We start from the raw sequence: 18,775 nt of genomic DNA, 5'->3' as shown, positions 1-18,775 counted from the left end.
GGGGGGAGAGGAGAGTGGCGGTGACGAAACCGCCCCTTTTTGTCGCAGGCCCGCCGAAGGGTGCCCTTTCGTCGCAGGAAGTGGCAGCCGTCGTGTGGTGTCGAAGTGCCGTGGCCGGTTCCGGGCCGGTGCGGGGCTGCCGCGGCGGTCGTGTTTGCTGGTGGGGTTGACGGGGCGAAGGTGCCCCGGGAGGAGTGTGTGATGACCGACCGCGAAGAGGCCCGCTGGAGGCGCGGGCGCACCGCCCTGCTGGCCTTTGTCGTGGTGACCGCGCTGGCGGCCGGTGGGGTGTGGTTCAGCCAGGCGTCGGACCGGGCGTCGGCGGTGGACGCCGCACCGAAGACCTCGGCCGTCCAGGACGTGAAGTCGGACGGTCGGCCGACCGAAGGTCTCCCGGGCGTCCGCGACTGCGGGATCGGGGAGCCGGAGATAAGGCCCCGGGTGATCACGCTGACCTGCGCCGACGCCGGGATGGTGGCGACCGCGATCACCTGGGACCGCTACGACGCCGACGAGGCCGAGGGCCGGGGTGTGGTGCAGGTCGAGAAGACCGCGGCGGGGGTCGGCACGGACGCCGGGTACCGGGCGACGTTCCGGCTCTACGGCGCGAAGGAGGTCGACGGCGCGCGGGCCTTCACGGGGCTGGAAGTGACCTACGACGGCTCCACGCCGCTCGGTGACACGACGGAGATGTACAACCTCGCGTGATGGGCATTCGAGGCCGGATCGCCCTGGCCATTTCGGGTATGACGGCGCTTGCGGTGGTGGTGCTCGGGTTCGCCGTGCACCACATCGCGGACGTCGAGCGGGAGCGGTCGGCCCGGTCCTATCAGGACGAGCGGCTGAGTTCGGCGCTGCAGATCTACGAGCGGGACGGGACGCTGGCGCTGGGCGCGCAGCTGGACGACGCGACGTTGCCGTCGCCGCTGCGGCAGGCGGTGTTCCACAACCGTTCGGGGACGTATCTCAGCGGGGGCGACGACCCGCGGGTGTGGGCGGCGACCGGGGTCGGCGGGGACGCCGACCGGCCGACGCGCTCGCTGTCGGTGTCGGCGGCGTACCCGGCCGACGATCCGGCGCAGGTGGCGCTGGACCGGGCGCTGCTGATCGCCGGGTGCGGCACGGTCGTGCTGATGGCGGTGGTGTCGTGGTTCGTGTCGCAGCGGTTGTCGCGGCGGCTGCGGCTCAGCGCGGCGGCGGCGCGGCGGATCGCGGCGGGGGAGCCGCCGGACGCGGAGGCGCTGGCCAGCAACGGCCGGGACGAGGTGGCCGAGTTGGGGCGCAGCGTGCACCACATGGCGACGTCGTTGGCGGCCCAGGCGCAGGCGGAGCGGGAGTTCACCGCGGATGTGGCGCACGAGCTGCGGACGCCGGTGGCGGGTCTGGTGGCGGCGGCCGAGCTGTTGCCGGAGCCGCGGGCGGTGGAGCTGGTGCGGGACCGGGCGCAGGCGATGCGGCGGCTGGTGGAGGACCTGCTGGAGGTGTCGCGACTGGACGCGGGGGTGGAGCGGGCCGATCTGGACGCCTGTGAGCTGCCGTCGCTGGTTCGCGGGATCGTGAAGCGGGCGGCGCGGCAGCGTGGGGTGGACGACCTCGCGGTGTCGGTGACGGTCGAGGGCGAGCCGCAGATCGTGGAGACGGACCGGCGGCGGGTGGAGCGGGTGCTGGTGAACCTGCTGGCGAACGCGGCCAAGCACGGCCAGCCGCCGATCGAGGTGGTGGTCGCCGGAGCGCGGATCGTGGTGCGGGACCACGGGCCGGGGTATCCGGCGGACCTGCGTGCGGAGGGACCGCGGCGGTTCCGTACGGCGGCGCCGGAGCGCGGTACGGGGCACGGGCTGGGGTTGACGATCGCGGCCGGGCAGGCGGAGGTGCTGGGGGCGCGGCTGGAGTTCGGCGCCGCCGAGGGCGGCGGCGCCGAGGCCGTGCTGGAGCTGCCGGACCGGGCCGTGGTGACGGTCCCGGAGGTGGCGCCGGCGTCGGCGCCGTAAGGGCTGGCCCGGTCCGCCGCCGGTCCGACGGCTCTACCGCCGGTCCGACGGCTGTAACGGCGTTACAGCGCCAGATCCTTGATGATCTTGGCGACGTGGCCGGTGGCCTTGACGTTGTACAGCGCGCGCTCGACCTTGCCGTCCTCGTCGACGATGACGGTGGAGCGGATCACGCCGGTGACCGTCTTGCCGTAGAGCTTCTTCTCGCCGAAGGCGCCGTAGGAGGTGAGGACCTCCTTGTCCGGGTCACCGAGCAGGGTGACCTTGAGGTCCTCCTTCTCGCGGAACTTCGCGAGCTTCTCCGGCTTGTCGGGGGAGATGCCGATGACGTCGTAGCCGTGGCCGGCCAGGAAGTCGAGGTTGTCGGTGAAGTCGCAGGCCTGCTTGGTGCAGCCGGGGGTCAGCGCGGCCGGGTAGAAGTAGACGATGACCTTGCGTCCCTTGTGGTCGGCGAGCGAGACCTGCTTGCCGTCGGCGTCGGGGAGCGTGAAGGCGGGCGCGGTGTCGCCGGGCTGGAGTCGCTCGCTCATGGTGGGTCTCCGTCTCCTTGCAGGGTCCTGAGGGTGGGGCGGTACGTCCCTGACATTAGGCCAGCGGGCCGCCCCGGCATGAGTCGGCCGGCGGCGGGGGCGCCCCGGCGGCGCGAAACGGGGGTGCTGTGGGGCGCCCGCCGGTGCGAGCTGACAGACTGTCCTTCACGAATCGGCCGCTGATCGCGGTGGCCGGTTTTCGTACGGGGCAGATCCGGAACGTGTCCGGCCCTTGTACGCATCGGCACGAGATGACGGAGGCGGCGCGGTGTCGGAAGCCAGGACCCCTGCGCAGATCGAGGCGGACATCGTCCGCAGGCGGCAGGATCTCGCCGTGACGCTCGACGAGATCGGCGTTCGACTGCACCCGAAGACGATCATGGACGATGCGAAGGCGAAGGCGTCCGCGGCCGTGGACCGCACGGCGGGACGGGCCTACGTGGCCGTCAACCGCCTGGTTTCGGACGTGCGCGGCCAGCTGGTGTCCGAGGACGGGGCGCCCCGCCTGGAGCGGATCATTCCGGTGGCCATGATCGGCGTGGCCGTGGTGGGCCTGCTGGCGCTGGGCTCCAAGAAGCGGCACAAGTAGCCCGCTCGCGAGGCCGGTCCGGCCCTTCGGATCCGGCCCGCGGTGCATGATCGTCGCCGCCGGACAGGTACGGTCATGCCGTGAGCCGGAATAACGCCAAGGACACCCACGACAAGCTGCCGATCCGGATGCTGCACGACCGCGTGCTGGTCCGGACGGACATCCCCGAAGGCGAGCGCCGCTCGTCCGGCGGCATCGTCATCCCCGCGACCGCGGCGGTCGGCCGTCGCCTGGCCTGGGCCGAGGTGGTCGCGGTAGGGCAGAACGTACGGACCGTCGAGGTGGGCGACCGGGTGCTGTACGACCCCGAGGACCGGGCCGAGGTCGAGGTGCGCGGGGTGGCGTACGTGCTGATGCGCGAGCGCGACCTGCACGCGGTGGCCGCGGAGCGCCTGGAGGGCGCGGAGGACTCGACCGGCCTGTACCTGTAGTCAAGCGGCTCCCCCGCGGGCGGTGATCCACGTCACCACCTGCGGGGGAGCCCTTTGCTAGCCTCGGGGGCAACCCGACGAGACGCGCCGTACCGGGTCAGGACAAGACGACGCACCCCTGTTGAAGTCCTTTCACGGAGGTGCCGTCATGGCATGGATTCTGCTCGTCGTCGCCGGCCTGTTGGAGGTCGGCTGGTCGATCGGGATGAAGTTCACCGACGGATTCACCCGGCTGTGGCCCAGTGTCGCCACCGGCGCGGGCATCGTCGCCAGCATGGTGCTGCTCTCCTACGCGGCCCGGACCCTGCCGATCGGCACCGCCTACGGCGTCTGGGTCGGCATCGGCGCGGCCGGTGCGGCGGTGATCGGGATGCTGGTGCTCGGTGAGCCCGCGACCGCCGCGCGGATCTTCTTCATCTGTTTGCTGCTGGTGGCCGTGGTCGGCTTGAAGGCCACGTCCGGTCACTGACGCGGGCCGACGGATAGTCGTCGGCCCGCGTCAGCCGGCTATCCGCCGCCCCACCGTTGCGCGTAGTCGTCGGCGTCGGGCGGGCCCACGGTCGGGAACTCCTCGGTGGGTTCGGCGGTCGTCGGCACCTCGGTGGGGATCGGCGGGACGGTCGGTTCGCCGGTCGGCCCGGTGGGGGCGCCGGTCCCGGTCGGCGCCCCGGTGTCGGTCGGGGTGACGCTGCCGGACGGGCCGGTGCTCGGTGAGGTCGAGGCGCTCGCCGACTCCGAGTCGTCGGCGGACGGCGAGGCGGACAGGCCCGGCTCGGCGCCGTCCTGGAGCTGCAGGTCGAAGTCGTGGACGGGGCGGCCGGTGAGCGCCGCCGCGGTGTAGTCGGCCCAGATCTGGGCGGGGAAGTCGCCGCCGTTGAGGCGGTCCCGCCCGGCCGCGCCGTAGAGCGGTTCCTGGACGGCGGTCTCCGGGTGCTGGCCCAGGACGGCGACGACGGTGGCCAGGTCGGGGGTGTAGCCGGCGAACCAGGCGGCCTTGTCCTTCTCCGCGGTGCCGGTCTTGCCGGCCGCCGGACGGCCGGCGCCCTGGGCGGCGGTGCCGGTGCCGCCGTCGACGACGCTGCGCAGGATCTGGGTGGTGGTGTCGGCGGCGGCCCGCTCGACGGCGGTGGTCTCCTCGCGCTCCGGGAGGTCGATGGCCTCGCCGCCCTTGGCGACGCGGTCGACCAGGGTGTAGGGGAGCTGCCGGCCGTGGTGCGCGAGGGTCGCGTAGACCTGGGTCATGTCCAGCACGCTGGGGGTCGCGGTGCCCAGGGAGATGGCGCCCTGGGAGGTGGCGAGGCTGGGGGTCCTGGCGGGGATGCCGAGGGCGACCGCGGTCTTGCGGACGATGTCCGGGCCGACGTCGATGCCCATCTGGGCGTAGACCGCGTTGACGGACTTGTCGGTGGCCTCGGTGACGCTGATCGGGCCGTAGGAGCGGTCGTCCTCGTTGTCGGGGGCGAAGCCGGTGGGGCGGCCGTGACTGACCGTCATCCGCTTGCTGGTGCCGTCGTAGACGGTGTTGGGGGTGATCGGGGAGCCGTCCTGGGTGACGGAGCCGTTCTGCACGGCGGAGGCGAAGACCAGCGGCTTGAAGGTGGAGCCGACCTGGTAGTCGCGGCGGGTGGCGCTGTTGACGTACTGCTTGGCGTAGTCGATGCCGCCGTAGAGGGCGACGACGTGGCCGGTGCCGGGGTCGATGGAGGCGCCGCCGGCCCGGACGTAGCCGTCGACCTCGCGGCCGTCGCTGAGCTGGTCCATCAGCTGGGTGCGGACGGCCTTGACGAAGGCGTTCTGCCGTTTGCGGTCGATGGTGGTGGTGATGCGGTAGCCGCCGGCCCGCAGGGTGTCCTCGTCGAGGACGTCGTGGTCGGTGAGGTAGTCCCGGACCGCTTCGACGAGGTAGCCGCGCTGGCCGGAGAGGCCGGCGGAGGCGCGGGCCTTGGTGAGGGCGGGGAAGGCCAGCCCGGCGCGTTCGGCGCGGCCGAGCCACTTCTGTTTGACCATGCCGTCCAGGACGTAGTTCCAACGGGCCAGGGCGCGCGGTCGGTTCTCGGGGTGGGCGGTGATGTCGTACGCGCTGGGGGCGTTGAGCAGCGCGGCGAGGTAGGCGCCCTCGGCGGTGGTGAGGGCGCCTACGTTCTTGCCGTAGTACGCCTGGGCGGCGGCCTGGATGCCGTAGGCGTTGCGGCCGTAGTAGCTGGTGTTGAGGTAGCCCTGAAGGATCTCGTCCTTGCTCACCTCGCGGTCCAGCTTGATGGCGATGAAGAATTCCTTGGCCTTGCGGGTGAGGGTCTGTTCCTGGCCGAGGTAGTAGTTCTTGACGTACTGCTGGGTGATGGTGGAGCCGGACTGCTTGCCCTTCCCTGTAACGGTGTTCCAGGCGGCCCGCAGCATCGCGGCCGGGTCGACCGCGGACTCGGAGTAGAAGTCCCGGTCCTCGGCGGCGAGTACGGCCCGCTGGGCGGTCCTGGGGACCTGGCCGAGCGGTACGTTCTCGCGGTTGACGTCGCCGTCGCGGGCCAGTTCCGTGCCGTCGGAGTAGAGGTAGACGTTGCTCTGCGCCTTCGCCGCGCTGTTGGCGGGCGGGATGTCGACGAGGAGGTAGCCGGCGGTCAGTCCGCCCACGATCAGCAGCAGGAAGAGCAGGACCGACCCCAACAGCATCCGCCAGGTGGGCAGGAGCCGTCGCCAACCGGTGCGCCGGGGGCGGGCGGCCCGCTCCTCGTCGGCCTCGCTGCCCGTGCCGTCGTGCCGCGCGTCGTCGCTCATGTCTGTGTGACTCCTCGGCCGCCGCCGAAGGTTGTGCCGCGGCGGAGCGGTGTCGTGTCAGGACCGGTGCGGGGTCGGGTCCGGTGTCGTACCGGGGTGCGGGGTCGTGCGGAGTGCGGTGCGGCGTTTTCTGCGCTGTGCCGGAAAGGCGACGAACACCCGATAGGTAACTTTCGCATCATCCGTCCCGGCCACCCGGCGTGGCGCGCACCCGCGTCCGCCCGGTGCCCGGCCGAATGGCGCCCATGCCTCACCCGGACGAGTGATAAATCGATGGTGCCCACCGCAAGCGGGCCTTAGGCTCCGGTGCTTCCCGTCCGCATGACCCAGGACGGGGTCGACCAAGAGCTGGGGGAGCACGGCGTGTTGTACGTGGCAGTGGCGGCCGGCAGCTTCCGGCGGTACGCCACCTACCGCGCCGCCACCGTCGCGGGCGTCGCCACCAACACCGTCTTCGGCTTCATCATCGCCTACACCTACCTCGCCCTGTGGGACCAGCGGCCGCACCTGGGCGGCTACGGGCAGGCGCAGGCGCTGACCTTCGTCTGGGCGGGGCAGGCGCTGCTGGCCGTCGCCATGATCGCCACCGGTGGGCTGGACGAGCTCCAGGACCGGATCCGCAGCGGCGACATCGCGGTGGACCTCTACCGGCCGGCCGACCTCCAGCTGTGGTGGCTCGCCGCGGACCTGGGCCGGGCCGGGCTCCAGATGATCGGGCGCGGGGTGGTGCCGATGGCGGTGGGCGCCCTGGCGTTCCCGCTGGCGCTCCCCGGCAATCCGCTGACCTGGGGCTGGTTCCTGGTGTCGGCGCTGCTGGGCGTGGTGGTCAGCTTCGCGCTGCGCTACCTCGTGGCGCTGTCGGCGTTCTGGCTGCTGGACAGCTCCGGACTGGCCCTGGTCAGCGGGCTGTCGTGCATGTTCTTCTCCGGGATGGTGCTGCCGCTGCGGGTCTTCCCCGGCGGCTTCGCCGACCTCGCCCAACTCCTGCCGTGGGCGGCGCTCCTCCAGGTGCCGGCCGACGTCCTGATCGGCGCACGGACCGGCGGGGCGCTGCTGCGCGGGCTGGCGTTCCAGGCGGCCTGGGCGGTGGCACTGCTGGCGCTGGGACGACTGGTGCAGTCGGCCGCCACCCGCAAGGTGGTGGTGCACGGTGGCTAGCGCGCCTCCGCACCGCCCCGACGGTGCGCCGGACGGCCGGCTGCGCGCCCTGCGGCACGGGCTGTTCGCGTACGGACTGATCGCCTGGATGTGGGTGCGCTCCACGCTCGCCTACCGGACGTCGTTCGCCCTGATGGCGTTCGGCAACTTCGCCGCCAGCGGGCTGGACTTCGTCGCGATCCTGCTGATGTTCTCCCGCGTCGACGCGCTCGGCGGCTTCACCCTCCCCGAGGTCGCCTTCCTCTACGGCACCTGCGGTCTCGCGCTGGGCCTGGCGGACCTGGCGATCGGCAACGTGGAGCGGCTCGGCGCCCGGATCCGCGACGGCACCCTCGACATCCTGCTGCTGCGCCCCGCCCCGGTCTACGTCCAGATCGCCGCGGACCGCTTCGCGCTGCGCCGGCTGGGCCGCACCGTCCAGGGGCTGCTGGTGCTGCTCTGGTCGGTCGGCCGGCTCGACGTGGAGTGGACGGTGGGCCGGATCCTGATGGTGCCGCTGATGGCGGTGTGCGGCGCGGTGATCTTCGGCGCGGTCTACACCGCCGGGGCGGCCTTCCAGTTCTGGGCGCAGGACGCCGCCGAGCTGCAGAATTCCGTCACCTACGGCGGCAACGCCCTGCTCCAGTACCCGCCGACGGTGTTCGCCCGGGACCTGGTGCGCGGGGTCACCTTCATCATCCCGCTGGCCTTCGTCAACTGGCTGCCCGCGCTGTGGGTGCTGGGCCGCCCCTACCCCCTCGGGCTGCCGGTCTGGACCGCCTTCCTGGGGCCGGCGGTGGCCGCGCTGATGGTCGCGGGCGCCGCGCTGGCCTGGCGGCACGGCATCCGCGCCTACCGCAGCACCGGCAGCTGACACCACATCAAGAAGTCATGAGGGAAGGAGCGTTGCGGTCATGAGCGGGACGAACGCGGCGGCCGCGGAGCCGCTGATCGAGCTGGCCGGCGTCGAGAAGGTCTTCACCGTACGGCGCAGGGCGGGCCGGCTGCGGCGGACCCGGCACCAGGTGCGGGCCGTCGACGGCCTCACCTTCCACGTGCCGCGCGGTGAGATGGTCGGCTACATCGGGCCCAACGGCGCCGGGAAGTCCACCACCATCAAGATGCTGACCGGCATCCTGGTGCCCAGCGGCGGCCGACTGCGGGTCGCCGGCATCGACCCGTCCCGCGAACGCACCCGCCTCGCCCGCCGGATCGGCGTGGTCTTCGGGCAGCGCACCACCCTGTGGTGGGACCTGCCGCTCAAGGACTCCTTCGAGCTGGTGCGCCGGATGTACCGGGTCCCGGCCGGCGTCTTCCGCACCAACCTCGACCGCTGCATCGAACTCCTCGACCTGGCACCCCTGTTGGACGTCCCGGTCCGCCAACTCTCGCTCGGCCAGCGGATGCGCGGCGACATCGCGGCGGCGCTGCTGCACGACCCCGAGGTGCTCTACCTCGACGAGCCGACCATCGGCCTGGACGTCATCAGCAAGGCCAAGGTCCGCACGTTCCTGCGCGAGGTCAACGCCGAGCGGGGCACCACGGTCCTGCTCACCACCCACGACCTCACCGACATCGAGCAGTTGTGCCGCCGGGTGATGGTCATCGACCACGGGCGGTTGGTCTTCGACGGGGACCTGGCCGGGCTGCGGGCGGCCGCGGACGGCGAACGGACGCTGGTGGTGGACCTGGCGGAGGAACTCCCGCCGATCGACGGCATTCCCGGGGCCCGCACGGTCAAGGTGGACGGCCCCCGGCAGTGGCTGGCGTTCCCGGCGGCGCGCAGCGCGGCACCCCTGGTGACGGCGGTCGCCGCACGCTATCCGCTGGTGGACCTCTCGGTCCGCGAACCCGACATCGAGACCCTGATCGCCGAGCTGTACGCGGGCGGTGGCGCCGCCCGCCGCGAGCCGGGCGACTCGGCGCGGGCCGCGCTCTAATCTGTCCGTATGACTGACGAACGCCTCCCCCAGTTGCGCGCCTCCGACGCCGACCGCGAGCGGGTCACCGAGATCCTGTGGGACGCCCTCGCCGAGGGGCGGCTGGACATGGCGGAGTTCGACGAGCGGTTCGACGCCGCCTACCAGGCCCGCACCTACGGGGAACTGGAGCGGATCACCGCCGACCTACCGGCGGCCGCACCGGCCCCGGCCCCGCTGTCGCTCCGCAAGGAGCCGGCGGCCGACGGTGCGGTGGCGACCTGGTCCGAGCGGATCGTGGAGGACGCCAGGGGCTCCACGTCGGGCATCGCCGTCATGGGCGGCTTCGAGCGCAAGGGCCGGTGGACGATCGGGCGCCGGTTCACCGCGGTGTGCCTCATGGGCGGCGGCGAACTCGACCTGCGCGAGGCCGACTTCGCCGGGCGGGAGGTCGAGATCAGCGTCTGGGCGCTGATGGGCGGGGTCAACGTCATCGTGCCGCCGGGCGTCGAGGTCGAGATGCGCGGACTGGGCATCATGGGCGGTTTCGACTCCCGGGAGGACGGGGTGCCGGGCGAGCCCGGGGCGCCCCGGGTGATCGTCTCGGGGCTGGCCCTGATGGGTGGCGTCGGCGTGGAGCGCAAGCTGCCCAGGGAGGAGCAGCGGCGTCTGAAGGCCGAGCGCAAGGAGGAGCGGCGGCGGCTCAAGCAGGAGCGCCGGGAGCGCCGGGAACTGGACTGACCGGGGGTCGCCGCGGTCAGAGCGCGGCGGGCGCGACCTGCCGGAGGTGGTCGACGTCCACCGCGTCGGCCATCGCGCGGTAGCCGGTGTCGCTGGGGTGCAGATGGTCCCCGGAGTCGTAGGTCGGCCGCAGTCGCAGCGGGTGCGCCGGATCGCGCAGGGCCCGGTCGAAGTCGACGACCTCGTCGTAGACGGTGCCGGAGCGGATCAGGTGGTTGACCTGTTCGCGTACCGCGTTGAGCTGGTGGGAGTAGCCGCGGTGCCCACCGAACGGGGTGAGGGTGGAGCCGGTGACCCGCAGCCCGTGGGCGTGCGCCCGGCGCACCACCTCCCGCATGCCCGCGACGATCTTCTGCGCGTCGAGCTGGCGCGGGGCCTTGAACAGGTCGTTCACGCCGATCTCGACCACCACCGCCTTCACGCCCGTACGGGACAGTGCGTCGCGGTCCAGACGGGAGAGCAGGCTGGGCCCGTTGGTGGGGGCGAGGCGGTTGCCGTCGGTCAGCAGGCGGTTGCCGCTGATGCCGGCGTTGAGCACGCCGTAGCGGGGGGCGCCCGGCTCGTTGCGCAGCCGGGCGGCGAGGAAGTCGGTCCAGCGGTGGTTGGCGCCCGGGGTGGACGTGATGCCGTCGGTGATCGAGTCGCCGATCGCCACCACCGCGCCGTGCGCCTGGGTGGTCCACACGTCCACGCCGGTCAGATAGCGCCAGTACGGGCTCTGCTCGGTGTAGGCGGTGCCGGTGGTGTCCTCGGTGCGGTCGCCGCGGGCCAGGTAGGACGTCTGGCGGGCGTACGGGTGATAGGTGGCCGGTCCCGAGGGGGCCGGGGAGTACGTGGTGACCAGCAGGTCGGCGTTGCCGGGGACGCTCAGCCGGACCGGGTCGCTGGTGATCTCGCCGCCGACCGGGAGGGTCACCGAGGGTCTGCCGCCGAAGGTGAGCCGCCGCATCGTGCCGGCCGTGGCGATCGGGCTGCCGCTGCCCGCCGACAGCGCGAGCGAGGCATGGCTGAGCGGCAGCGGGCGGGTGCCGTAGAGGTTGGAGAGCCGGATCCGGGCGCTGGAGCCGCCGACGCTGGTGTGGACGACGTTCCGGATCGACATCTGCGCGTAGCCGTCCTGGGTGCCGGGCTCGGCCGACGTCGCGGCCGCCGACCAGGTGCCGACCCACTGCCCGGAGACCGCCGGCGCCGCCGACGTCTGCGGTTCGTGCGGAGCGCCGCCCGGGGTGCCGCGGGTGCCGCCGAAGCCGATGAATATCGCGGCCGAGATCAGCACCACCAACGCCGCCAGGCCGGCGAGCAGGGAGTAACCCACACGTCTGGTCATGCCGGAGGCGTCTCCTGGAGGCTGGCGGAGCTGCGCGCTCCGGGCGGGCAGGGGCGGCGGGACGCGGACGCCCGGACCTGGGAGGTGCGGACTTCGGACGCCCGGTGAACGGCGGTGCCGTCGCGGTCCGGCCGGGGGTCCATGATCCCACGGACCCCCGGGGGGCCGCCCGCCGCCCCGATCCGCCACCGGTGTTCCGGGGCACCGGGAACTCGTGGGTGGTTCCGGGAGTAGGGCACTGTGGGACACATACGGGCGTACGGCCGGCACGACCGGATCCCGGCGACCCGGGACGGCCCGCGCGGCCCGCTCCGCACCGGTCCGTACGGCCGGCACGGGCGGTGTTGGCCGGATGGCGTACGGAAGGCGGGGGAGACGGTGGGAGTGGTGGAGCGGATGGAACAACACACCCGGACGGAGGGGCCGGAGGGGCCGCGGACGGCGCGGGCCGTGGGGGCGGTGCCCGCGGTGGGCGGCGCCCCGGGCGGCCGCACGGTGCCCGGCGGCTTCGGCTACAGCGCCGCCGACGAGGAGAAGCGGCGGGCCGTCCGCCGGATGAAGGCCCTGGCGACCGGCCTGCTGCTGGTCGTCGCCGCGGTGTACGCCCTGGCGAAGTGGGCCGGCGCGGCCGGCGCGGGCGGCTGGACCGGCTTCGTCGCGGCGGCCGCCGAGGCCGGCATGGTCGGCGCGCTGGCCGACTGGTTCGCGGTCACCGCGCTGTTCAAGCGGCCGATGGGCCTGCCGATCCCGCACACCGCGATCATCCCCAGCAAGAAGGACCAGCTCGGGCAGAGCCTGGGCGAGTTCGTCGGGGAGAACTTCCTCTCCGGCGAGGTGGTCCGCCGCCGGCTGCGCTCGGTCGGCGTCGGCGCCCGGCTCGGCCGCTGGCTCGCCGAACCGCGGAACGCCGACCGGGTCACCGCCGAGCTGTCCACCGCGCTGCGCGGCGCGCTGACCGTGCTACGCGACTCCGACGTGCAGGCGGTGGTCGGCGAGGCCATCACCCGCCGCGCCGACGCCCAGGAGATCGCGCCCGGCATCGGCTCGCTGCTGGAGAAGATCGTCGCCGAGGGCGGCCACACCCGGGTGGTGGACCTGGTCTGCGCCCGCGCCCACGACTGGCTGGTCGACCACGGCGACTCGGTCGTCTCCGCGGTCTCCGGTGGCGCCCCCGGCTGGACCCCCCGGTTCGTCGACCGCAAGGTGGGCGACCGGGTCTACAAGGAACTCCTGCGCTTCGTCACCGAGATGCGGGACATGCCCGAGCACCCGGCGCGCGGCGCGGTGGACCGCTTCCTGACGGACTTCGCCGGCGACCTGCGGTCCGACCCGGGCACCCGCGAGAAGGTCGAACGGCTCAAGTCCGAGGTGCTGGGCCGCGGCGAGGTGCAGGACCTGATCGCCTCCACCTGGGGCGCGGTCCGCGCGATGATCGTGGCCGCCGCCGAGGACGAGCGCAGTGAACTCCGGCTCCGGGTGCGCGCGGCGCTGCTCTCCCTGGGCGGGCGGCTGGCCGCCGACGGCCGGCTGCGCGGCAAGGTCGACGGCTGGCTGGAGGGCGCCGCCGTCTACGTGGTGACGACGTACCAGAGCGAGATCACCGCACTGATCACCGACACCGTCGCGAGCTGGGACGCCGAGCACACCTCGAAGAAGATCGAGGCGCACATCGGCCGCGACCTCCAGTTCATCCGCATCAACGGCACGGTCGTCGGCGCCCTCGCCGGACTGTGCATCTACGCCGTCTCCCAGGCGTTCGGCGGCTGACCCGGCTGACCCGGCTGACCCGGCTGACCCGGCTGACCCGGCTGACCCGGCTGACCCGGCTGACCCGGCTGACCCGGCCGGGCCCGGGCCGCGCGCCCGGATCTCCGGCCGCGCCGCCTCTGGCAGGCTGCGGCCGGAGGGCTTACGGTGCCCGCGTGCGGGAGCGGATACCGGTGGTCGTACAAGGGCGGCGGGGGCGGGACGGCCGCCGCTCGCCGGCCGGGCGGGCCCTGTGGACCGGCGCGGAACTGGCCGTCACGCTCGGCGTCGTCCTGCTGCTGTTCGTCGCCCACCAGCTGTGGTGGACCAACCGCACGGCCCAGGACGCGGCCCGCGACCAGGTCAGCCAGTTGGAACGGCAGTGGCGGGACGGGGCCGCGGCCGGGCCGTCGCACCCCCCGCCGGCGGACGGCGCCGGGACCGCGCGGCCGGCCGGCCCGCCGGGCACCACGCCGCCCACCGCACCCCCGTCCGGCCGGGACACCGCCCCGGCGGCCCCGCCCCGCGACCTCGCCTACGCGATCCTCCGCATCCCCCGCCTCGGCCTGACCGCCCCGGTCGCCGAGGGCATCGGCCGCACCGCCGTCCTCAACAAGGGCTACGTAGGCCACTACCCGCACACCGCACAGCCCGGCGCGACCGGCAACACCGCACTGGCCGGCCACCGCAACACCCACGGCGAACCGTTCCGGCACCTCGACCGGCTGCGCCCCGGCGACACCGTCGTCCTGGAGACCGCCCGCCTCCGCGCCACCTACGTGGTCCGCGCGACGCTGCCCGAGACCACCCCCGGCGACGCCGCCGTCCTCGCGCCCGTCCCCCGCAGCACCGTCCACCCCGGCTACGGCTTCACCGCCCCGGGCGCGTACCTCACCCTGACGACCTGCACGCCGGAGTACACCTCCACCTACCGCCTGGTCGTCTGGGCGGTGCTGCGGACGGCGCAGCCGCGGTGAGCGGGGACCACCGGCCACCCGGGACCGCTCCCTGCCGGCCGGGAGCGGCCGCGGGTCGCCTAGGCTTTCCCCACGTGCGAAACCAGTCCCCCGGCGGCCCGCCCCCGGGATCCCGAAAGCGCCCCGCGCTGCTCTGGCTGCTGCTGCCGTATGTGCTGTTCCTGGTGGTGCTGCCGTTCGTCAACCGGGTCACCCCGACCGTTCTCGGCCTGCCGTTCCTCTTCTTCTGGATGCTGCTCGCCACCCTGCTGACCCCGGTGTCGGTGTGGCTGGCGCGCCGCGGCGACCTCAGGCGGGGCCGCGGCCGGGACGACGGACCGACCGGGGGCCGCGCGTGAACGCCACCGTCTCCACCGCGATCTTCGCCGCGTTCATGGTCCTGACCGTCGCCCTGGGGCTGCTCGCGGTCCGCGGGCGAGGGGCGGGTAGGTCCCGGGCGGGCCTGGCCGAGTGGTCGGTGGGCGGCCGCAGTCTGGGCACCGTCTTCATCTGGGTGCTGATGGCCGGCGAGAGCTACACGAGCTTCAGCTACCTCGGCGCGGCCGGCTGGGGCTACAACTTCGGCGCGCCGGTGCTCTACGTCGTGGCCTACATGTCCTGCGGCTACGCGATCGGCTACGTCGTCGGCCCGATGCTGTGGGCCTACGCCCGCCGCCACGGCTTGGTCGGCATCACCGACATCGTCGCCCACCGCTACCGCCGGCCCTGGCTCGGCGCCGCCGTCGCCGTCCTCGCCACCGTCTGCCTGCTGCCCTACATCCAGCTCCAGATCACCGGCATGGGCGTGGTCGTCTCGACCATCTCCTACGGCACGATCAGCCTCAACTGGGCCTATTTCATAGGCTTCGCGGTGACCACCGGCTTCGTCGTCGTCAGCGGACTGCGCGGCAGCGCCTGGGTGTCGGTCCTCAAGGACGTCCTGGTCATCGTGACCCTCGGCTTCCTCGCGGGGTACGTCCCGCTGCACTACTTCGGCGGCTACGGCCCCTTCCTGGACCGGATCGTCGCGGAGAAGCCGCAGTGGCTGACCTTTCCCGGCCACGCCTCCGGCGGCCTGGGCCAGTCCTGGTTCGTGACCACCACCCTGATCAACTCCCTGACGGTGGTGATCTTCCCGACGACCGTGGCCGGTTACCTGGGCGCCCGCAACGCCGACGTGCTCCGCCGCAACGCCATGTACCTGCCCTTCTACAACGTCCTGCTGTTCGTGCCGATGCTGCTGGGGATGGCGGCGCTGTTCGTCGTCCCGGGGCTGACCGGCGCCGGGTCCAACCTGGCGCTGTTCAAACTGGTCGTGGACTCCCTGCCGGCCTGGGCGGTCGGGGTGATCGGGGTGGCCGCGGCGCTCTCCTCGATCGTGCCGATGGCGGTCTTCATGCTGGTCATCGGCACGATGTGGGGCAGGAGCGTGCTGGGTGCCGTCCCCCGCCTGGCATCCCGTCAGAAGCTCTGGTCGCAGCTGGTCGTGGTGGTCGCCGGGGCGCTCGCGCTGGCGCTCACCTACACCGCGCCCAACACCCTGGTCCGGCTCTCCCTGATCTCCTACGAGGGCATGGCCCAGCTGGTGCCGATGCTGCTCCTGGGCCTGGTGTGGCGACGGTTGACGATGTACGCGGCGGTGAGCGGCCTGGTGGCGGGCTTCACCCTGGTGTGCGTCCTGGTCTTCGGCGGCCACGACCCGGTGTGGGGCGTGAACGCCGGGATCGTCGGACTCGCGGTGAACGTGCTGGTGACCCTGGCGGTGACCTGGCTCGGCCCGCGGGAACGGGGCGACGACCGGCCGGACGCCGAAGTCCTGGCGCTGGAGGACGAGTTCCCCCGGGCCGAGGACGCCGCGAGCGGCACCCGCTGACGACCGGCCGCCGCGGCCCCGCGCCGCGGCGGCCGGCCCTTCCCGGCCCCGCCGCGGCCACCCGCCGCGCCACGGCCCGCCGTTCACCGCCGAGAGTGAATCCTCGAACGGACTGTCGCAACCGCTCGCGCGTCCGGTTACTCTGGTACGGACGGTCGATCACCGAATGACGACCGACGGGGCGCGGGGGAGCGCGGGGAGGGGGACGCCGGATGCACCGCATCGCCGAAGCCTGGCGGCTCTACACCAGCGCACTGTTCTTCCTGCTCGCCGGACTCCTGCTGGAGCAGACCGGTCTGACGACGACCCTGGCCGCCGCCGCGACCACCGCCGCGGTGCTGCTGCTGTGCAGCGCCCTCGCCCTGGCCGCCGCTGTCCGCCCGGTGCCACCAGGCCGGATACGCACGGCCATCCGCGACCGTGAACGCCGTACGGCGTTCCTGCCCCAACGCGACCCCGATGCCGCCGGTCGCCCGCGCCCGCGAGCACCCGGCCGCACCCTCCCGGCGGCCGCGTAGCCGCTCCGGCGCACCCCCACCACGCCCGGCAGCTGTCCGGTGCGTGCCCTGATCCGCCCTACCGCTGCGCCGGTGCGTGTCCGCGCGGTTCGTCACGCCGTATCTCCCTTTCGGCACGACGAGACCCGTGGAGGGCTCACCCATGTCCGTTTTCGACCTTCTCGGCGAGGCGCTGGAGCGCGGCGCCCAGGCCATCGAACCGCTCTTCGGGACCGCGGCCACCGCGGCCGCCATCGTCCTGTTCACCCTCGGCGTGCGCGCCGCCCTGCACCCGCTGGCCCGCGCGGCGGCCCGTGGGGAGAAGGCCCGCGGTGCCCTCGCCCCGCAGATCGCCGCCCTCCAGCGCAAGTACCGCGGCGACCGCGAGCGACTCCAGAAGGCGACGGCCGACCTGTACGCCACGTCCGGCTCCTCGCCGTTGGCCGGCTGCCTGCCGTCCCTGCTCCAACTCCCGGTCTTCTTCGTGATGTACCACCTCTTCTCCAGTGGGAACGGCACCCTGCTCAGCCATACGCTGCTGGGCGCCCCGCTCGGCGGGACCTGGCGCCAGGCGCTCGCCGACGGCGGGGCGACCGGGCCGCAGGGGCTGGTCTACCTCGCGCTGTTCGTCCTGATCGCGGCGGTCGCCACCTGGAACTACCGGCGCGCCAAGGCGACGCTGGCCGCGGCCCCCACCCCCGCCGCGGGCACCACGGCGCCCGGTATGGGCGCGCTGAGCAAGCTGACGCCGCTGCTGTCCTTCGGCACGCTGATCACCGTGGCGGTGGTACCGCTGGCGGCCGCGCTGTACGTGGTGACCAGCACGACCTGGACGGCGTGCGAACGGGCCCTGCTGCACCGCGACCGCACACCGGCCGGCACCCCCGAGCCGACGACGAGCAGCGTCCCCAAGTCCCAGCCGCAGCCCCACCCCCAGCCCCAGCCCTCGTCGCAGGCGCCGCGGGCGGTGCGGCGGGGTGGGCCCAGGACCCGGGCCGCGCGGCAGAAGGCGGCGCGGGCCAGGGCCAACACCGCGGTGCGGGCGGGCGCGTCGGAGCAGCCGACCGACCCGGATCAGCGGGGGACCGCCCCCGACCCGATTGTTACTACCCCTCAGTAACGGTCCAGTCCGTGAACGGGGTCTTGCGGAGTGGATCGCCTTCTTGGAGGATCGGCCAAATCGCTCGATGGCCGTCCCCCATCGGCCGGCCCGGGAGGACCCTCCCAGGGCCGACCTTCGACCACGGGAGTGGAAACGATGAAGCTGCTGCGTGTCGGAACGGTGGGGGCGGAACGCCCGGCGCTGCTCGACGGGGCCGGCGTGCTGCGTGACCTGTCGGGCCTGGTTCCGGACGTCGACGGCGCGCTGCTCGCGGACGACGCCGCGCTGGCCCGGATCCGGGCCGCCGCGGACGCCGGCGACCTGCCCGTACTCGACGCCACCGGACTGCGCATCGGCCCGCCGGTCGCCCGGATCGGCAAGGTCGTGTGCATCGGGCTGAACTACCACGACCACGCCAGGGAGACCGGGGCCGCCACCCCCGAGGAGCCGATCATCTTCATGAAGGCGCCGGACACCGTCGTCGGCCCCGATGACACGGTCCTCGTGCCGCGCGGCAGCGAGAAGACCGACTGGGAGGTCGAGCTGGCCGTGGTCATCGGCCGGACCGCCCGCTATCTGGAGAGCGACGAGCAGGCGCTGGCGGCGGTGGCCGGTTACGCGGTGGCGCACGACGTGTCCGAGCGCGCCTTCCAGATCGAGCGCGGCGGCCAGTGGGACAAGGGCAAGAACTGCGAGACGTTCAACCCGCTGGGTCCCTGGCTGGTGACCGCCGACGAGGTACCGGACCCGCAGGCGCTGGGCATCCGCCTATGGGTCAACGGGGAGCTGAAGCAGGACGGCACGACCGCCCAACAGATCTTCCCGGTGGCCGAAGTGGTCCGCTACGTGAGCCAGTTCATGACGCTCTACCCGGGCGACGTCATCAACACCGGCACCCCGGCCGGCGTGGCGATGGGCCAGCCCGAGCCCAAGCCGTACCTGCGGGCGGGCGATGTGGTGGAGCTGGAGATCGACGGCTTGGGCCGCCAGCGGCAGCCGCTGCGTTCGGCTTGATTCCCACGTTGTCGGCCGTCCCGCCGTGGGGGTTCTTGCCGTTTCGCCTGGCGGCGTGGGGTGTTGTCCGCTGCGCGGGGCTTTTGGGGTGCGGTGACGGGGCCGGAGGGGGCGGTGTGCAGGACTGCTGCGCTTTACGTCCTGCACACC

At 73.2% G+C, this 18,775-nt stretch carries 19 protein-coding genes and 1 riboswitch; of the genes, 16 read left to right on the top strand and 3 right to left on the bottom strand.

Annotated features, from left to right (window positions below; all coding sequences use genetic code 11):
* Positions 1 to 201 precede the first annotated feature (201 nt).
* Together ACFVT2_RS38635 and ACFVT2_RS38630 are read left to right on the top strand one after the other, a co-directional pair.
* Entirely contained in the window at positions 202 to 708 is a 507-nt protein-coding gene (locus ACFVT2_RS38635) for a hypothetical protein (RefSeq protein WP_390025931.1), read from the top strand.
* Positions 708 to 1,991, top strand: coding sequence for a sensor histidine kinase (locus tag ACFVT2_RS38630; RefSeq protein ID WP_390025929.1), 1,284 nt, complete (start codon positions 708 to 710; stop codon positions 1,989 to 1,991). Before ACFVT2_RS38635 ends, ACFVT2_RS38630 begins: the two co-directional genes overlap by 1 nt.
* 62 nt (positions 1,992 to 2,053) lie before the next feature.
* Here ACFVT2_RS38630 and bcp read toward each other — a convergent pair whose 3' ends face one another.
* Positions 2,054 to 2,521: a thioredoxin-dependent thiol peroxidase gene (gene bcp, locus ACFVT2_RS38625; RefSeq protein WP_390025927.1), complete on the bottom strand. Its 468-nt coding sequence runs from the start codon at positions 2,519 to 2,521 to the stop codon at positions 2,054 to 2,056.
* 268 nt (positions 2,522 to 2,789) lie between these two features.
* Between bcp and ACFVT2_RS38620 the strand changes: the two genes are divergently transcribed.
* The 3 genes from ACFVT2_RS38620 to ACFVT2_RS38610 all read left to right on the top strand — a co-directional run bounded on the left by ACFVT2_RS38620 (position 2,790) and on the right by ACFVT2_RS38610 (position 4,010).
* The gene (locus ACFVT2_RS38620) at positions 2,790 to 3,110 is read left to right on the top strand and encodes a DUF3618 domain-containing protein (protein ID WP_189855787.1); all 321 of its coding nucleotides are present in this window, start codon (positions 2,790 to 2,792) and stop codon (positions 3,108 to 3,110) included.
* 128 nt (positions 3,111 to 3,238) lie between these two features.
* A complete protein-coding gene (locus ACFVT2_RS38615; RefSeq protein ID WP_052287519.1) occupies positions 3,239 to 3,541 on the top strand; it encodes a co-chaperone GroES in 303 nt (100 codons plus the stop codon).
* 44 nt (positions 3,542 to 3,585) lie between these two features.
* Positions 3,586 to 3,658: riboswitch (guanidine-III (ykkC-III) riboswitch) on the top strand.
* 31 nt (positions 3,659 to 3,689) lie between these two features.
* Positions 3,690 to 4,010 (top strand): DMT family transporter, encoded by a 321-nt coding sequence (locus tag ACFVT2_RS38610; RefSeq protein ID WP_390025924.1) that lies wholly within the window; start codon positions 3,690 to 3,692, stop codon positions 4,008 to 4,010.
* Between the two features lie 38 nt (positions 4,011 to 4,048).
* On the opposite strand, the gene ACFVT2_RS38605 is transcribed toward ACFVT2_RS38610, so the two are convergent.
* On the bottom strand, positions 4,049 to 6,313 hold the full coding sequence (locus tag ACFVT2_RS38605) for a transglycosylase domain-containing protein (protein WP_390025922.1): 2,265 nt from the start codon (positions 6,311 to 6,313) through the stop codon (positions 4,049 to 4,051).
* Between the two features lie 363 nt (positions 6,314 to 6,676).
* Between ACFVT2_RS38605 and ACFVT2_RS38600 the strand changes: the two genes are divergently transcribed.
* From ACFVT2_RS38600 to ACFVT2_RS38585, 4 genes are all read left to right on the top strand, one after another.
* Entirely contained in the window at positions 6,677 to 7,471 is a 795-nt protein-coding gene (locus ACFVT2_RS38600; protein ID WP_390025967.1) for an ABC transporter permease, read from the top strand.
* 88 nt (positions 7,472 to 7,559) lie between these two features.
* Positions 7,560 to 8,324 carry an ABC transporter permease gene (locus ACFVT2_RS38595; protein WP_390025965.1) on the top strand — a complete coding sequence of 255 codons (765 nt, stop codon included), beginning with the start codon at positions 7,560 to 7,562 and terminating at the stop codon, positions 8,322 to 8,324.
* A 40-nt stretch (positions 8,325 to 8,364) separates the two neighbouring features.
* Positions 8,365 to 9,390 (top strand): ATP-binding cassette domain-containing protein, encoded by a 1,026-nt coding sequence (locus ACFVT2_RS38590; RefSeq protein WP_390025921.1) that lies wholly within the window; start codon positions 8,365 to 8,367, stop codon positions 9,388 to 9,390.
* Between the two features lie 9 nt (positions 9,391 to 9,399).
* Entirely contained in the window at positions 9,400 to 10,110 is a 711-nt protein-coding gene (locus ACFVT2_RS38585) for a DUF1707 domain-containing protein (RefSeq protein ID WP_390025919.1), read from the top strand.
* Positions 10,111 to 10,126: 16 nt separating this feature from the next.
* Here the strand turns inward: ACFVT2_RS38585 and ACFVT2_RS38580 are convergent, their stop codons facing one another.
* A complete protein-coding gene (locus ACFVT2_RS38580; RefSeq protein WP_390025917.1) occupies positions 10,127 to 11,437 on the bottom strand; it encodes an SGNH/GDSL hydrolase family protein in 1,311 nt (436 codons plus the stop codon).
* Positions 11,438 to 11,833: 396 nt separating this feature from the next.
* Between ACFVT2_RS38580 and ACFVT2_RS38575 the strand changes: the two genes are divergently transcribed.
* From ACFVT2_RS38575 to ACFVT2_RS38545, 7 genes are all read left to right on the top strand, one after another.
* Positions 11,834 to 13,204, top strand: a complete 1,371-nt coding sequence (locus ACFVT2_RS38575; protein ID WP_390025915.1) for a DUF445 domain-containing protein — start codon at positions 11,834 to 11,836, stop codon at positions 13,202 to 13,204.
* Positions 13,205 to 13,359: 155 nt separating this feature from the next.
* On the top strand, positions 13,360 to 14,160 hold the full coding sequence (locus ACFVT2_RS38570) for a class E sortase (protein WP_390025913.1): 801 nt from the start codon (positions 13,360 to 13,362) through the stop codon (positions 14,158 to 14,160).
* Positions 14,161 to 14,234: 74 nt separating this feature from the next.
* Entirely contained in the window at positions 14,235 to 14,498 is a 264-nt protein-coding gene (locus tag ACFVT2_RS38565; RefSeq protein ID WP_390025911.1) for a DUF3311 domain-containing protein, read from the top strand.
* On the top strand, positions 14,495 to 16,012 hold the full coding sequence (locus ACFVT2_RS38560) for a sodium:solute symporter (protein ID WP_390025910.1): 1,518 nt from the start codon (positions 14,495 to 14,497) through the stop codon (positions 16,010 to 16,012). The genes ACFVT2_RS38565 and ACFVT2_RS38560 overlap by 4 nt, the downstream gene beginning before the upstream one ends.
* Before the next feature lie 212 nt (positions 16,013 to 16,224).
* The gene (locus ACFVT2_RS38555; RefSeq protein WP_390025909.1) at positions 16,225 to 16,530 is read left to right on the top strand and encodes a DUF6412 domain-containing protein; all 306 of its coding nucleotides are present in this window, start codon (positions 16,225 to 16,227) and stop codon (positions 16,528 to 16,530) included.
* Between the two features lie 142 nt (positions 16,531 to 16,672).
* Positions 16,673 to 17,629, top strand: a complete 957-nt coding sequence (locus ACFVT2_RS38550) for a YidC/Oxa1 family membrane protein insertase (protein ID WP_390025907.1) — start codon at positions 16,673 to 16,675, stop codon at positions 17,627 to 17,629.
* Positions 17,630 to 17,767: 138 nt separating this feature from the next.
* Positions 17,768 to 18,625, top strand: coding sequence for a fumarylacetoacetate hydrolase family protein (locus tag ACFVT2_RS38545; RefSeq protein WP_390025905.1), 858 nt, complete (start codon positions 17,768 to 17,770; stop codon positions 18,623 to 18,625).
* Positions 18,626 to 18,775: the final 150 nt, after the last annotated feature.

Origin of the sequence: Streptomyces sp. NPDC058000 (assembly GCF_042886435.1) — a bacterium.
GTDB lineage: Bacteria > Actinomycetota > Actinomycetes > Streptomycetales > Streptomycetaceae > Streptomyces.
This window is presented reverse-complemented; position numbering and strand designations above follow the sequence as displayed.

Coding starts and splice junctions, on each gene's coding strand:
- ACFVT2_RS38550 (WP_390025907.1), top strand. CDS start 16,673: ATGTCCGTTTTCGACCTTCTCGGCGAGGCGCTGGAGCGCGGCGCCCAG.
- ACFVT2_RS38555 (WP_390025909.1), top strand. CDS start 16,225: ATGCACCGCATCGCCGAAGCCTGGCGGCTCTACACCAGCGCACTGTTC.
- ACFVT2_RS38545 (WP_390025905.1), top strand. CDS start 17,768: ATGAAGCTGCTGCGTGTCGGAACGGTGGGGGCGGAACGCCCGGCGCTG.
- bcp (WP_390025927.1), bottom strand. CDS start 2,521: ATGAGCGAGCGACTCCAGCCCGGCGACACCGCGCCCGCCTTCACGCTC.
- ACFVT2_RS38610 (WP_390025924.1), top strand. CDS start 3,690: ATGGCATGGATTCTGCTCGTCGTCGCCGGCCTGTTGGAGGTCGGCTGG.
- ACFVT2_RS38575 (WP_390025915.1), top strand. CDS start 11,834: ATGGAACAACACACCCGGACGGAGGGGCCGGAGGGGCCGCGGACGGCG.
- ACFVT2_RS38580 (WP_390025917.1), bottom strand. CDS start 11,437: ATGACCAGACGTGTGGGTTACTCCCTGCTCGCCGGCCTGGCGGCGTTG.
- ACFVT2_RS38635 (WP_390025931.1), top strand. CDS start 202: ATGACCGACCGCGAAGAGGCCCGCTGGAGGCGCGGGCGCACCGCCCTG.
- ACFVT2_RS38605 (WP_390025922.1), bottom strand. CDS start 6,313: ATGAGCGACGACGCGCGGCACGACGGCACGGGCAGCGAGGCCGACGAG.
- ACFVT2_RS38630 (WP_390025929.1), top strand. CDS start 708: ATGGGCATTCGAGGCCGGATCGCCCTGGCCATTTCGGGTATGACGGCG.
- ACFVT2_RS38595 (WP_390025965.1), top strand. CDS start 7,560: ATGTGGGTGCGCTCCACGCTCGCCTACCGGACGTCGTTCGCCCTGATG.
- ACFVT2_RS38615 (WP_052287519.1), top strand. CDS start 3,239: ATGCTGCACGACCGCGTGCTGGTCCGGACGGACATCCCCGAAGGCGAG.
- ACFVT2_RS38585 (WP_390025919.1), top strand. CDS start 9,400: ATGACTGACGAACGCCTCCCCCAGTTGCGCGCCTCCGACGCCGACCGC.
- ACFVT2_RS38590 (WP_390025921.1), top strand. CDS start 8,365: ATGAGCGGGACGAACGCGGCGGCCGCGGAGCCGCTGATCGAGCTGGCC.